This window comes from Glaciihabitans arcticus, assembly GCF_004310685.1.
Lineage (GTDB): Bacteria > Actinomycetota > Actinomycetes > Actinomycetales > Microbacteriaceae > Conyzicola > Conyzicola arctica.
This window is the reverse complement of record NZ_SISG01000001.1, coordinates 2,889,646-2,902,739: the sequence shown is the minus strand read 5'-3', so window position 1 is coordinate 2,902,739 and position 13,094 is coordinate 2,889,646. Positions and strand designations below refer to the sequence as shown.

18 protein-coding genes are annotated in these 13,094 nt (G+C 66.3%); 5 read left to right on the top strand and 13 right to left on the bottom strand.

Annotated elements, in window-relative coordinates:
- Positions 1 to 267: 267 nt before the first annotated feature.
- The 5 genes from ccsB to EYE40_RS14105 are packed head-to-tail and all read right to left on the bottom strand — an operon-like array spanning position 268 to position 4,768.
- Positions 268 to 1,185, bottom strand: coding sequence for a c-type cytochrome biogenesis protein CcsB (gene ccsB / locus EYE40_RS14125; protein WP_130982942.1), 918 nt, complete (start codon positions 1,183 to 1,185; stop codon positions 268 to 270).
- Positions 1,186 to 1,235: 50 nt separating this feature from the next.
- On the bottom strand, positions 1,236 to 2,828 hold the full coding sequence (gene resB, locus EYE40_RS14120) for a cytochrome c biogenesis protein ResB (protein ID WP_240034827.1): 1,593 nt from the start codon (positions 2,826 to 2,828) through the stop codon (positions 1,236 to 1,238).
- On the bottom strand, positions 2,806 to 3,543 hold the full coding sequence (locus tag EYE40_RS14115) for a cytochrome c biogenesis CcdA family protein (RefSeq protein WP_130982940.1): 738 nt from the start codon (positions 3,541 to 3,543) through the stop codon (positions 2,806 to 2,808). Before EYE40_RS14115 ends, resB begins: the two co-directional genes overlap by 23 nt.
- Positions 3,540 to 4,133 carry a TlpA family protein disulfide reductase gene (locus EYE40_RS14110; RefSeq protein WP_130982610.1) on the bottom strand — a complete coding sequence of 198 codons (594 nt, stop codon included), beginning with the start codon at positions 4,131 to 4,133 and terminating at the stop codon, positions 3,540 to 3,542. The genes EYE40_RS14115 and EYE40_RS14110 overlap by 4 nt, the downstream gene beginning before the upstream one ends.
- On the bottom strand, positions 4,130 to 4,768 hold the full coding sequence (locus EYE40_RS14105; RefSeq protein ID WP_130982608.1) for a histidine phosphatase family protein: 639 nt from the start codon (positions 4,766 to 4,768) through the stop codon (positions 4,130 to 4,132). The genes EYE40_RS14110 and EYE40_RS14105 overlap by 4 nt, the downstream gene beginning before the upstream one ends.
- A 64-nt stretch (positions 4,769 to 4,832) precedes the next feature.
- Between EYE40_RS14105 and aspS the strand changes: the two genes are divergently transcribed.
- Together aspS and EYE40_RS14095 are read left to right on the top strand one after the other, a co-directional pair.
- Complete coding sequence (aspS, locus tag EYE40_RS14100; RefSeq protein WP_130982606.1) at positions 4,833 to 6,158, top strand: aspartate--tRNA(Asn) ligase; 1,326 nt, start codon at positions 4,833 to 4,835, stop codon at positions 6,156 to 6,158.
- A gap of 75 nt (positions 6,159 to 6,233) precedes the next feature.
- Positions 6,234 to 6,413 (top strand): YegP family protein, encoded by a 180-nt coding sequence (locus EYE40_RS14095; RefSeq protein ID WP_130982605.1) that lies wholly within the window; start codon positions 6,234 to 6,236, stop codon positions 6,411 to 6,413.
- Here EYE40_RS14095 and EYE40_RS14090 read toward each other — a convergent pair.
- From EYE40_RS14090 to EYE40_RS14070, 5 genes are all read right to left on the bottom strand, one after another.
- On the bottom strand, positions 6,410 to 6,709 hold the full coding sequence (locus tag EYE40_RS14090) for a Dabb family protein (RefSeq protein ID WP_130982603.1): 300 nt from the start codon (positions 6,707 to 6,709) through the stop codon (positions 6,410 to 6,412). The genes EYE40_RS14095 and EYE40_RS14090 overlap by 4 nt on opposite strands.
- Positions 6,706 to 6,960, bottom strand: coding sequence for a glutaredoxin family protein (locus EYE40_RS14085; RefSeq protein WP_130982601.1), 255 nt, complete (start codon positions 6,958 to 6,960; stop codon positions 6,706 to 6,708). Before EYE40_RS14085 ends, EYE40_RS14090 begins: the two co-directional genes overlap by 4 nt.
- A 63-nt stretch (positions 6,961 to 7,023) precedes the next feature.
- Entirely contained in the window at positions 7,024 to 7,122 is a 99-nt protein-coding gene (locus tag EYE40_RS14080) for a 30S ribosomal protein bS22 (RefSeq protein ID WP_003792170.1), read from the bottom strand.
- 107 nt (positions 7,123 to 7,229) lie between these two features.
- Positions 7,230 to 7,424, bottom strand: a complete 195-nt coding sequence (locus tag EYE40_RS14075; protein ID WP_130982599.1) for a helix-turn-helix domain-containing protein — start codon at positions 7,422 to 7,424, stop codon at positions 7,230 to 7,232.
- 89 nt (positions 7,425 to 7,513) lie between these two features.
- A complete protein-coding gene (locus tag EYE40_RS14070; RefSeq protein WP_130982598.1) occupies positions 7,514 to 7,984 on the bottom strand; it encodes an ArsR/SmtB family transcription factor in 471 nt (156 codons plus the stop codon).
- 72 nt (positions 7,985 to 8,056) lie between these two features.
- Here EYE40_RS14070 and EYE40_RS14065 point away from each other — a divergent pair, with 72 nt between their 5' ends.
- Positions 8,057 to 9,478: a TrkH family potassium uptake protein gene (locus tag EYE40_RS14065; protein WP_130982596.1), complete on the top strand. Its 1,422-nt coding sequence runs from the start codon at positions 8,057 to 8,059 to the stop codon at positions 9,476 to 9,478.
- The gene (locus tag EYE40_RS14060; protein ID WP_130982594.1) at positions 9,471 to 10,142 is read left to right on the top strand and encodes a potassium channel family protein; all 672 of its coding nucleotides are present in this window, start codon (positions 9,471 to 9,473) and stop codon (positions 10,140 to 10,142) included. Before EYE40_RS14065 ends, EYE40_RS14060 begins: the two co-directional genes overlap by 8 nt.
- Before the next feature lie 67 nt (positions 10,143 to 10,209).
- Here the strand turns inward: EYE40_RS14060 and EYE40_RS14055 are convergent, their stop codons facing one another.
- Both EYE40_RS14055 and proC read right to left on the bottom strand, forming a co-directional pair.
- The gene (locus EYE40_RS14055) at positions 10,210 to 10,719 is read right to left on the bottom strand and encodes a hypothetical protein (RefSeq protein ID WP_130982592.1); all 510 of its coding nucleotides are present in this window, start codon (positions 10,717 to 10,719) and stop codon (positions 10,210 to 10,212) included.
- Between the two features lie 112 nt (positions 10,720 to 10,831).
- On the bottom strand, positions 10,832 to 11,668 hold the full coding sequence (gene proC, locus EYE40_RS14050; RefSeq protein ID WP_130982591.1) for a pyrroline-5-carboxylate reductase: 837 nt from the start codon (positions 11,666 to 11,668) through the stop codon (positions 10,832 to 10,834).
- Positions 11,669 to 11,682: 14 nt separating this feature from the next.
- Here proC and EYE40_RS14045 point away from each other — a divergent pair, with 14 nt between their 5' ends.
- Positions 11,683 to 12,645, top strand: a complete 963-nt coding sequence (locus EYE40_RS14045) for a cation diffusion facilitator family transporter (protein ID WP_130982590.1) — start codon at positions 11,683 to 11,685, stop codon at positions 12,643 to 12,645.
- Here the strand turns inward: EYE40_RS14045 and tadA are convergent.
- Complete coding sequence (tadA, locus tag EYE40_RS14040) at positions 12,642 to 13,094, bottom strand: tRNA adenosine(34) deaminase TadA (RefSeq protein WP_240034826.1); 453 nt, start codon at positions 13,092 to 13,094, stop codon at positions 12,642 to 12,644. The genes EYE40_RS14045 and tadA overlap by 4 nt on opposite strands.

The window sequence follows — 13,094 nt, the reverse complement described above, 5'->3', positions numbered from 1 at the left end:
CCTTATCGGGCTTCGAGAGGGCTCGCCTTCTCGCAGGGGAACGCTTAAAGAGCACGGGTTTCCTAACAACTTAAAGATACAAGCATTGGCTCGCGCACCTCTAGGGAGGCACCGGCCAGCAACAGTTACGAATCGTCGGACTCATCCACGGTACGCACTTTGGGCCGTTTTGTCGCCCCTACGCCGAAAAAAGTCGTCCTCTTGGGGGATGCGCACAGCGTTTTGGCCCCCGCTCTGGGGCAGAATCGGCCGAAACCGGGTATGCGGTTAGAGCCCGCTGTACGAGTGGAGCCCCTTGAAGAAGAGGTTCACGATGGTGAAGTTGAAGAGCACGGCACCGAACCCGACCAGCGCGAGCCAGGCCGATCGCGAGCCTCGCCAGCCGCGGGTCGCTCGCGCGTGGATGTAGCCGGCGAAGATGACCCAGATGATGAACGTCCAGACCTCCTTGGTGTCCCAGCCCCAGTAGCGGCCCCACGCGCGCTCCGCCCAGATGGCGCCGGCGATGAGGGTGAAGGTCCAGAACACGAATCCGATGAGGATGACGCGGTAGGCGAGATTCTCGAGCTGGGTCGCGGTCGGCAGCGTTTCGAGAAAGCGGGGCCCGGCGCCGGTGCGCTCGCGCCGGTCCTGCAGCAGCTGTACGAGGGACAGGCCCGCGCCGATTGCGAAGAATGCCGTCCCGAGGGTCGCCACGAACACGTGGATGACGAGCCAGACCGACTGCAGGGGAACCGGCTGCGGAACGATGGCGACGTAGAAGTTGACCGTGCCGAGCCCGAGGAAGACTAGGGCGAAGCCGATGATGTACGCGCCGAGGAAGCGCAGATCCTGCCAGAACTGCACGGCGAGGAACACTCCGACGGCGATACCCGTGGCGGTGAGCGCGAACCCGTACATGTTCGACCAGGGCACATAGCCGGCAGCGATGCCGCGAGTGATGATTCCAGCGACGTGGAGGAGCCATCCAACGACCGTGAGGGCCATGGCGACGCGAAGAGAGCGCGAGCCCTTCGGGGTCGCCTCGGCCGGTACGTCCGTCGCGAGTCGCGTGAGGAGGCCGGTGCGGCCGTTCTGTCCCACCGCTGCAGCAACGGGTGTCGCCCCGACAAGCTCGGGTGCGGGCGCCGACCGGCGGGCGAGGTCGACCGTGAACGCGATGAAGGCGAACGTGTACACCGCCATCGCCGAGTACACGGAGATGAGGGAGATCGTTGCGTAGAGTTCGGTCACGTTTACACCTTATTCGGGAAGTTCGCGGCGTGCGCCGTCGCGAGGTCGGCCACAGCTTCATCCAAGCGGGGGTCCTCGCCGCGGGCGAGCCCCGCGTACTCGAGGAGGGTTGTTCCGTCGGCCTGCTGCTTCGCCTTCACCCAGACGCGACGGCGCGGGATGAAGAGTCCCGTGAGCAGGCCGCCGAGGATCAGCAGCGCGAACACGAGCACCCAGATCTGGGTCGGGTCGTGATGGATGTCGAACGATGCGAAGCGCTTGACCTCGGTGAGCTCGATGCTGCCGAGGCCGCCCGGCAGGTCGACTTTGTCGCCGAGGCCGAGCTGGATGGCGGGCACATCGGCGCCGTCGCCGGCGATCGGTGTGAGTCCGGTCGGGTTGAGCTGGTATACCGAGCGACCCACGCCGTCGTCGAGGCCGAGGTCGCCGGTGTAGACGCGCAGACTCAGCATGGGGTTGAGCAGGCCGGGAAATCCGGAGGTGAACGCCCCGGTGTCGAGCTTCGCCGCGGTCGGGTAGAAGAACCCGATCATGCCGACCTGCTCGGCAAGTCCGTCGGGGATCTTGATGACGCCGCTCGAGGTGAGCTTGGCGTCCTGCGGGAGGAACGGCGTCGAGTCGGTCCAGACGACTTTGCCCTCGGGGTCGCGCACAACGACGGTGGGCGCGTAGCCGTTGCCGAGCAGGTAGACGTCGGTGTCCTGGATGCGCAGTGGTTCGTTGACCTTGATGGTCGCCGTGGCGTCCTTCTGGCCGGGCACCGTCGTAGAGATGTAAGCCGTGTAGTCGGTGGCTTGCCCGACCGCGTCCTGATTCTCCAGCTCATAGACCGACTCGAAGCGGTCGAGGCTGATGCGATAAGGCTGCAGCCCGACAGCACTCGTCACGAAGCGTCCCGGGTTGAACGCGTCATAGTCGGCGCGCACGTTGACGAACTTCTGGCCCTCAACGATGACACGCTGGCCGGTGTAGACGAACCCGCCTCCGATGCCGGCCGCGACGAGGATGCCGACCAGTGCGGTGTGGAAGACCAGGTTGCCGGTCTCGCGCAGGTAGCCGCGCTCCGCGCTGACGCTGGATCCGTATTGTTCGACGCGGTACCCCGACTTGCGCAGCAGGGCGCGAGCGCTTGCGAGGGCTGCCTCGGGAGTGGCATCCGTTGTTCTGGTCGTGAAGCCGGCGAGACGTTCGAGGCGCGCGGGAGTCTTGGGCGGGCGAGCACGCAGCGCGTTCAGGTGGAATTTGGTGCGCGGGATGATGCAGCCGATGAGCGAGACGAACAACAGCAGGTAGATGCTCGAGAACCAGACCGAGCTGTAGGTGTCGAATACCTGCAGGGCGTCGAGCACAGGGAACAGATCGGGGTAGGCGGCCTGGTAGGCGATAACGCCATTCGGGTCCGCGGAGCGCTGCGGAACGAGCGATCCCGGGATCGCGGCGAACGCGAGCAGGAGCAGAAGGAACAGCGCCGTGCGCATGCTCGTGAGCTGGCGCCAGAAGAAGCGCAGGTAGCCGATGACGCCGAGGCGCGGCTGGGCGATGCCCGGGTCGGGAGCCGGGGAATCGATGTGGTCAGAGGGCCGGGAGGAAGCCAAGGATCACCGCCTGCAGAGAGTTGAGCCACAGCGACCACAGGCCGGAAACCATGAGCACGCCGATGAGGATCAGGATGGAGCCGCCCACGATGTTGACGATGCGGATGTTGCGCTTCACCCAGGCGACGCTCGTCGCGACCCAGCCGAAGCCGAGCGCGACAAGAAGGAACGGGATTCCGAGCCCGAGGGAATAGAAGACCCCGAGCAGGGCGCCCTGGGCGGCCGACCCGCTGTCGAGGCTCATCAGGGTGATGGTGGTGAGGGTCGGGCCGAGGCACGGCGTCCAGCCGATGCCGAACACGATGCCGAGCAGCGGTGCGCCGGCGAGGCCCGTCGCGGGCGCCCAGCGGGGCTTCACCGTGCGCTGCATAAAGCCGAACTGCCCGATAAAGACGAGGCCGAGGGCGATGACGATGACCCCGGCGATGCGGGTGATCAGTTCGCGGTGGATGACGAGCCACAGCCCGGCCGCGCCCGACAGCGCATTCATCACGGTGAAGACGACCATGAAGCCGAGGATGAACAGGCCGACACCCAGCAGGAGTCGACGGCGCCCGGCCTTGCCGTCGGAGTCGGCGAGTCCCCCGACGTAACCGAGGTAGCCCGGCACCAGCGGAAGGATGCACGGTGACAGGAACGAGATGAGCCCTGCGAGCACGGCTATGGGTATGGCGACAAGCAGCTGTCCGTCGCCGACGAGCTCCCCCACGGTCAGCCCTCTTCCGCGAGGGCGTCGCGGATGAGGGTCTTGAGCGTCGACGGACCGTCGAGACGGCCGAGGATGCGCGCGGCGACCCGACCCTCGCGGTCGATCACGAGCGTGGTGGGCACGGCGTTCGCGGCGACCGTTCCGGAGAACGCGAGCAGCAGGTTGCCGTCCTCGGCGTCGAGCACCGAGGGGTAGGTGATGCCGTACTTCTCGGCGAAGGTCAGGGAGTTCGCCGCCTGGTCGCGGGTGTTCACGCCGAGGAAGGACGCACCGTCGGAACCGAACAGCTCGTTGAGCTCCTGCAGGTCGGGAGCCTCGGCGCGGCACGGCGGGCAGCCGGCGTACCAGAAGTTGAGCACCAGCACCTCGCCGCGGTAGTCCTCGGAGGACACCGTCTCGCCGGTGTCGGTCGTCGCCTCGAAGTCGACGGCCGACTCGCGCTCGTCGACGGCTATCTCGGTGACCGTGCCGTCACCCGAGATGTAGTTCTGCTCGGTGCCCTCGCGGTATTGCTCGGCGAGGGGGTCGTTGGCACAGCCCGCGAGAAAGAGGGCTGCCGCGGCAAGGAGGGCCACGGTCGGGAGGGGGCGTTTCACACTGCTCCAAGATCGACGGATGCTGCCAGCAACTCTCGCGCAGGATCCTGATAGTTGACCTCGACGAAGCGGCCATCCCGGTGCTCGAGGGTCGTGATGCTCGAGAGCGAGCAACGGCGTTTGCGGGGGTCGTGGTACAGGGGTTTTCCGGCGACGGTGCGGGCGATCATCCAGATCGGCATCTGATGGCTGACCATGACAACCTCGCCGCCGTCCGCTTTCTCCCACGCGTCGTGCATCGCTGCCATGACCCGGGCGGCAACGGTGACGAAGGGCTCGCCCCAGCTCGGCAGGAACGGGTTGACCACAAACGGCCAGTTGCGCGGCTGGGTGAGCATCTTGGGGCCGAAGGCCGTGCTCTGGCCCTCGAACTTGTTGGTGGGCTCGATGATGCGTTCTTCGGTCTGGATCTCGAGTCCGAAGTTCTTGGCCCAGGGGGCGGCGGACTCCTGCGCTCGCTCGAGCGGGCTCGCATACAGGGCGGTCACGTTGTTGCCGGCGAGGGACTCGGCCGCAAGGGTCGCCATGCGCACACCCAGTCCGCTGAGGTGGAAGCCCGGGATACGCCCGTAGAGCACACGATCAGGGTTGTGGACCTCGCCGTGACGGACGAGATGCAGGAGCGTTGCTGGCACCCCACGAGTCTACGTTCTACAGCCTGTAGAGAAGACGAGCGCGCCACCCGAGTAAACTCTTGGGGTGACTGAACGCACCCTCATCAAGGACCTCGCCGCGGCATCCGACGGCGCCATCTCCGTATCCGGCTGGGTCGACACGATCCGGGACCAGAAGAAGGTGCAGTTCGTTGTGCTGCGCGACGAGTCGGGTGCCACCCAGCTGGTGCACCCGAAGAACTTTGCTGAGGATGGCACGCCGCTCGCCGATGAGCTGGCCGACACGATCAGCGCCCTCACGGTCGGCACCTTCCTCACCGCGACCGGTGAGCTCAAGCACGACGAGCGCGTGAAGCTCGGCGGAGTCGAGATCAAGCTCGATGGTCTCGCCGTCGTCTCCGAGGCAGCCGTCTCCCCCATCGCCGAGGACTCCAGCGGCGACAAGCGCATGGACTGGCGCTTCCTCGACCTGCGGGTTCCGAAGAACTCGCTCGTCTTCAAGGTGCAGACCACCTTCCTGCACGCGCTGCGCACCTACTGGGTCGAGCGCGACTTCATCGAGATCCACACCCCGAAGCTCATGGCCTCGGCGAGCGAGTCGAAGGCCGAGCTGTTCGAGGTCGACTACTTCGAGCGCAAGGCGTACCTCGCCCAGAGCCCGCAGTTCTTCAAGCAGATGGCGCAGCCCGCCGGCTTCGGCAAGATCTTCGAGGTCGGGCCGGCCTTCCGCGCCGACCCCTCCTTCACGAGCCGTCACGCCACCGAGTTCACGAGTGTCGACACCGAGTTCAGCTGGATCGACAGCCACGAAGACGTGATGAAGGTGCACGAGGAACTTCTTGTGGCCGGCTTTCAGGCCATCAAGGACAAGCACGGCGACGAGATCAAGGCACTCTACGACGTCGATGTCGTTGTGCCGACCGTGCCGTTCCCGCGCGTGCCGCTCGCCGAGGCGAAGCGCATCGTCGCCGAGCGCGGCTACGAGGTGCCGAGAGCGGATGACGACATGGACCCCGAGGGTGAGCGCCAGATCGCCGCCTGGGCGCTGGAGACCTACGGCCACGAGTTCGTGTTCCTGACCGACTACGCCTCGAGCATCCGCCCGTTCTATCACATGCGCCACGAGGGCGATGCTGCACTGACCAACAGCTACGACCTCATCTTCAACGGCGTCGAGATCTCGACCGGAGCCCAGCGCGAGCACCGCATCGACGTGCTGATCGAGCAGGCAAAGGAGAAGGGCCTCGAGCCCGAGGAGCTCGACTTCTACCTCGACTTCTTCCGCTACGGCGTTCCCCCGCACGGTGGTTTCGGCATGGGCCTCAGCCGCGTGCTGATGCTGCTGCTGAAGATGCCGAACATCCGCGAGGCGACCTACCTGTTCCGCGGACCGACGCGCCTGCTGCCCTAGCGTGTCGGGTGCTCTTCGGAGCACACTGGTCTCGACTCCACATCGGGAGCCACTTCACCCACAAAGGAGTGCGCCATGGCTGGAACGTTCGAGCTCTATAAGGACAGCAGGGGCGAGTACCGCTTTCGCCTGAAGGCCGGAAACGGCCAGGTCATCGCGATATCCGAAGGGTACTCATCGAAGGCGAGCGCCCAGAACGGCATCGAGTCGGTCAAGACGAACGCGCCCGGTGCGGAGACCGTCGAGGTCGACTAGACCTCGAAGTCGACGTTCGAGCGCGCCCCGACGCGGGGCTTCACAATCGCCACGACCCGCTGGTGCTCGGGATGCACCTGGTACGCCTCGAGTGCGTCGAGCGAGTCGTAGTCGGCGACGAGCGTGAGATCCCAGTTGTCGGCGTACGGCGCCACATTGCGGCCGACCTGGAAGAACAGAATCTCGGGGATCAACGCGGGCAGCGACTCGAGGCCCTCGATGATCGCGGCGGCATCCAGCTCGCGCTGCGCCGCGTCCGTTGCCGCGAGCTTCCATGAAACGACGTGCCTGATCATGCGGTTGCCTCCTCGAGGGAGCGGCGGAGCCGGTCGGCATCCACTCGCCAGATGTTGTGCACGCGGCCGTTCAGCAGCAGTACGGGTATTTCTTCGACGTATTGCTCGTGCAGTGCGGCGTCATCCAGTATCGACAGTTCGTCGAGCGTCACGGACTCGAAGTCCGCGAGCACCGTGGTGACCACCGCGCGGGCGTCGTCACAGAGGTGACAACCGGGCTTACCGATGAGGGTGAGTTTCGCGGCGGACACGGGACAAGCCTAGTTAACGACAAACAGCGCCAGGCGATGCCTGACGCTGTTCGTGGAAAATCTCTACTTCTTGTTACGACGCTGGTGACGCGTCTTGCGAAGCAGCTTGCGGTGCTTCTTCTTCGCCATACGCTTGCGGCGCTTCTTGATGACTGAACCCATAGGGACCTCACTGGTTTTTCGGAACGGACCAATCGGTCCGCTTACAGAACCGTGGAAAATATACTGCGCAAGTCTAGCGCACGAAGCAAGGGCGGAAACTCCGGGGGTCAGCCGACCTGTGAAATCGGGGTCTGGATCGCGGTCGCGACAGCAGACTCCGGGATGCGGAACGACCGGCCGAAGCGGATCGCCGGCAACTCGCCGGCGTGCACGAGCCGGTAGACGGTCATGTTGGAGACGCGCATCATGTCGGCGACTTCAGCGACAGTCAGGAACCGTACGTCGGAGAGATCTCCCGACATCGACCCACCCCGTTTCCCGTTCCGCGCACGTGTTACCAGTGTTACTGGTGTGCTGAGACGTAAGAATAGGGGTTCGCGCAACCCCGTGTCTACGACCCTTTCGGGGCATCCTTCGAGCCCATGCGGGCGAAGCGTTCGGTGACGGTCTTCGGCAGCTTGCTCGAGACGATATCCGATACGTCCTGGATGACCGTGCGCGCCTGATGCGAACGGTCCGCGGCCGCCCGTCCGATGGTGCCACCGACGTCGGCGCCCGACCATGCGCCGAAGACCGAGGGCTCACCGGAGCCGTGGAACGAGCCCGCCGCGTCGAGGAACGGAACGAGCCATCCATCAAGCTCCTGCAGGGGCGCGGGGTCGAGGTGGTGCGTCTTCTTCGCGCCCTCGCCGGTCGACACCACGAGCCCGGCCTTGCGCAGGATGGCGAGCTGTCGGGTGACCTCGGCGGCCTCGAGCGGCACGGCCGCGGCGATGGCCGAACTGGACGCGTCGCCCTCGAGAAGCACCTGCAGGATGCTGCGGCGGGCGGGGTTGGAGATCGCGTCGAAGATGTCGGCCATGGCAACAGGTTAGCGATGACCGGCTGGGGGTACCATGACATCCAGTTCGGCGTCTGCAGCGAAAGGAAGTTCATGCGCACGAAGCCTGTGTCGCGTGACTCGATCTTCGCGCGCACGCGTGACTATTTCGAGCACTTTGCGGCGGCAACGCCCGCCCGCTTCGCGATCCTCATCTTCGCGGGATTCGTGCTCGTCTTCACCGCGATCTTCCTGCTGCCGATCTCGACGGCGACGGGCGAGGTCCCCCCGCTCGCCGACGCGCTGTTCACCGCGGTGTCGGTCATCTGCGTCACGGGTCTGGCGACCGTGGACATGGCCACCTACTGGTCGCCGTTCGGGCACGCGATGATCATGCTCGGTGTGCAGATCGGTGGCATCGGGGTACTGACGCTCGCGTCCATCCTCGGCCTCGTCATCTCCCGCAAGCTCGGGCTGCGCCAGCGACTCCTCGCGGCGAGCGACTCGAATCCCCTGCGCATGAACAAGGGAGTGGCCGAGAGCCAGGCCGTGCGCCTCGGCGAGATCGGGCAGCTGCTCATCACCGTCGCGCTGAGCGTTCTGGTGATCGAGCTGTTCATCGCGATACTGCTGTTCCCCCGCATCCTGGCCGAAGGCGTGCCGCTCGGGGGCGCGGTCTACCAGTCGTTCTGGTACTCCTTCATGGCATTCACGAACACCGGATTCTCGCCGACCGTCGAGGGCATCGCGCCCTACGCGTCCGACTACTGGTTTCTCAGCGTGCTGATGCTCGGCGTCTTCCTCGGGGCCGTCGGCTTCCCGGTGATCTACGTGCTGATGCGCAACCTTCGCCGCCCGAAGCGCTGGTCGGTGCACGTCAAGCTCACCCTCGCCACAACTCTGCTGCTGTTCGCGCTCGGTGGACTCGCCTTCTTCGTTCTCGAGTTCAACAACCCGCGCACCTTTGCCGGCCTTGATCCCGGCCAGCGTTTCTTCCAACCGTTCTTCCTGTCGATGATGACCCGCTCGGGCGGCTTCTCGACCATCGACATCGCGGAGCTCAACGGCTCGAGCCTTCTGGTCGGCGACATGCTGATGTTCATCGGCGGCGGCTCCGCCTCGACCGCCGGCGGCATCAAGGTCACCACCCTGGCCGTGCTGTTCCTCGCGTCCTTTGCCGAGGCCCGGGGAAACGTCGCCATGGAGGCGTTCGACCGCCGCATCCCCGGCGACGTGCTGCGCCTCGCGGTCAGCGTGGTGCTCTGGGGGGCCACGACCGTGGCCACAGCGTGCATCATCCTGCTGCAGATTTCGGGGGCGACGCTCGACGTTGTGCTCTTCGAGGTGATCTCCGCCTTCGCGACCTCCGGCCTCAGCACGGGACTCACTGCGTCACTTCCCGACTCGGGGGTATACGTTTTGGCTGCGACCATGTTCCTGGGGCGCGTGGGAACCGTGACCTTCGCGGCGGCCCTCGCGGCGAGCCAGCGCAGGCAGTTGTTTACGAGAGCAGAAGAGAGGCCCATCGTTGGTTGACAGGATTCCCCACGACGCACCGGTGCTGGTGATCGGCCTCGGGCGCTTTGGCGCTGCAACGGCCGGACAGCTCGACCGCCTCGACCGCGAGGTGCTCGCCGTCGACGAAGACCAGGGCCTCGTGCAGAAGTGGTCGGAGCGCGTGACCCACGCGGTCCAGGCCGACGCCCGCAACATCGACGCACTGCGCCAGATCGGTGCGCAGGAGTTCGCGATCGCGGTCGTAGCGGTCGGGTCATCCATTGAGGCGTCGGTGCTCATCACCGCGAACCTCGTCGACCTCAAGATCCCGCAGATCTGGGCGAAGGCGATCAGCCAGTCGCACGGCAAGATCCTGTCGCGCATCGGCGCCAACCACGTGATCTATCCCGAGGCCGAGGCCGGCGAGCGCGTGGCCCACCTCGTCTCGGGTCGCATGATCGACTTCATCGAGTTCGACGACGACTTCGCGTTGGTCAAGATGTATCCGCCGAAGCCGATCCGTGGCATCCCGCTCGCAGAATCGCAGGTGCGCAGAAAATACGGGATAACGGTCGTCGGGGTAAAGGCTCCGGGTAAGGACTTCACCTACGCGACCCCCGAGACGGTGATCTCGAACCACGACCTGATCATCGTGAGCGGCAACTCGGCCGACATCGAGAAATTCGCGAGCCTGCAGAGCTGACCGCCGAGGTGCCCACTTCCGTGCCTCGAAGGTGGTTCGAGGCAACAGAAGTGGGCAATTCCGGAGCTTAGCCCTCCTCGGGCGTCGTCTCCTCGGTGGTGCCGTCGTCGGAGCCGCTACCGCCATCGGTCGAGCCGTTGCCGGGTCGCGTCGGGCGCGTGCCCTGCTCGGCGCCGCCGCGGCCGCCCTGGCCGGACTGCGGTCCACCCTGGCCGGGCGTGGTGCCCTGGCCGGGTCCGCCGCCGGGGAAGCCGCCCTGCTGGGCGCTGCCCGGTCCGCGACCGCCGTCAGGTATCGCGAGGCCCACGGCCAGGCCACCGCCGAACAGGAGTCCGGCCGCGAGCACGAATCCGACGGCTATCGCGGCTATCACCTTCTTCGCGAGGCGGGGGCGAGCCGGAGCCGCGACAGTCGCAGCCGCGGGGGCGGCGGTCGGGGCATCCGGAGCAGCTATCGCTGCAGGCTCGATCGGCGTCGCAGCCGCGGGAGCTATTGCCGCCGACTCGACGATCGGGGTCGTGGCGACGGCATCGTCGGGGGTGGGTTCGGTCGCGGGGCCCGGCTTCTTGGCTGCCATGTTCGTTCCTCCATCGGGCGCCTCGTGGCGCCATCTCGTGGAAACGACTCTGGAGGTCGCGGCTATCAGGACCCTATGAACGGGCTGCGGGTTGCCCCTCGTCGTGCGAGGCTCAGCCGGCGGCGAGTTCCTTCGCCCGGGCGAGCGCGGCGGTCGTTGCACGGTCGAACACCTCGCTGAGGTTCGCGTCCTGCAGCACGGCGATCGCCCGCTCCGTTGTGCCCTTGGGGCTCGTGACGCGGCGGCGCAGCTCGGCGGGATCCTCGTCGGAGTGCGCGAGCAGCTCCGATGCCCCGCGGAAGGTCCCGTTCACCATCACCGCTGCCTCCTCGGGCGTGAAGCCCATGCCGACAGCCGTGCGGGTGAGCTCCTCGATGAGGAGGAAGACGTAGGCAGGACCGGATCCGGAGATGGTCGAGAGCGCGTCGATCTTCTCCTCCGGAACGGCGAGCACATCTCCGACCGTCGCGAAGAGCGCGCGGGCCAGGTCGAAATCCTCGGGGGTCGAGCGGGTGCCCGCCGAGAGGCCGGTCACCCCGCGGCCGACGACGGACGGCGTGTTCGGCATCGCCCGCAGCACGGCGCCCGGAACGAGCGACTCCATGGTCGCGATCGTGACGCCGGCGGCAACGCTCACGATGATCGCGTCCGGCTCGAGCGCATCCGCGACCTCGCGCAGCAGGTCGGGAACCATGGCGGGCTTCACCCCGACGAGCACGATTCGCGCTCCGGCGACGGCGGCACGGTTCGCGTCGGGGTCGCGCTCGGTCGACAGCGACGTGACGCGATTGGAGGCGAGGGCATCCGCTTTCACAGCAGTGCGGTTGGTGACCCGGATGCCACCGCTCACCGTCACGTCCGGATCGAGCAGCCCGGCGAGGATGGCGCCTCCCATCGACCCGGTTCCGAGGATGGCGATGGAAGGAAGAGTTGTGCTCACGAAGGACATTCTAGGATTGGGCCATGAGCGCATCAGGTGGAACCAGGGCAATCGTCGCGGCAATGCTCGCGAACGCGGGAATCGCCGTGACCAAGTTCGTGGCCGCGGCCTTCTCGGGCTCGAGCTCGATGCTCGCCGAGGGTGTGCACTCGCTCGCCGACACCGGCAACCAGGCACTGTTGCTGCTCGGCGGTCGCCAGGCCAAGAAGAAGGCCGACGCCACCCACCCCTTCGGCTTCGGTCGAGAGCGCTACGTCTACGCCTTCGTCGTCTCGATCATCCTGTTCTCCGTCGGTGGCGTGTTCTCGCTCTACGAGGGAATCGACAAGCTGCAGCACCCGCACCCGCTCGAGAACTGGTGGATCCCGATCACCGTTCTGCTCATTGCGATCGTGCTCGAGAGCTTCTCGTTCCGCACCGCGATCATCGAGTCGAACCACGTGCGCGGCAAGGAGAGCTGGGTGAACTTCATCCGCCACGCGAAGGCCCCCGAACTTCCCGTTGTGCTGCTCGAGGACTTCGCAGCCCTCATCGGCCTGATCCTCGCCCTCGTCGGCGTGGGCCTCACCGTGATCACCGGCAACTCGACCTTCGACGCCATCGGCACCATCGCGATCGGCGTGCTGCTTGTACTCGTCGCGATCGTGCTCGGCATCGAGACCAAGAGCCTGCTGGTCGGTGAGGGCGCTAGTGCCCACGACACGACGGCGATTCGGGATGCGATCAACGCGCAGCCGCAGGTCGAGGCGCTCATCCACATGAAGACCCTCTACCTCGGCCCGGACGAACTGCTCGTCGCCGCCAAGGTCGCCTTCGGTCGGGCCGAGCGCCTCGTCGATGTCGCGACGGCGATCAACGAACTCGAGGGAAGCATCCGGGCCGTGGTCCCCGCTGCCCGGGTCATCTACATCGAGCCGGATGTCTACTCCGCACCGAACGAGGCGAACCCCGCGACCGATGCGTTCGTCATCAAGGCCGCGGATTAGCGGCGCGCGCGGAAGAACTCGAGCAGCAGGTCGGCACAGGCCTCCGCTTCGACGCCGGCGAACACCTCCACCTGGTGGCCCAGCCGCCGATCGCGCAGCAGGTCGTGCACGCTGCCGACCGCGCCGGCCTTCTCGTCCCACGCGCCGAACACCACGCGCGGGATGCGGGCGTTGAGGATCGCGCCCGCGCACATCACGCACGGCTCGAGCGTGACGACGAGGGTCGTTCCCAACAGGTGCTTGTCGCCGAGGGCCGCGGCCGCCTCGCGAATGGCCAGCACTTCCGCGTGAGCCGTTGGATCGTGCAGCAACTCGCGCTCGTTGCGACCCGAGCCGATGCGGTTGCCCGCGGCGTCGAGCACAAAGGCTGCGACGGGAACGTCGTCGGTCGCGAGCGCGAGCCGGGCATCCTGAATCGCATCGCGCATGAGCTGCTCGTAGTCGGGCAT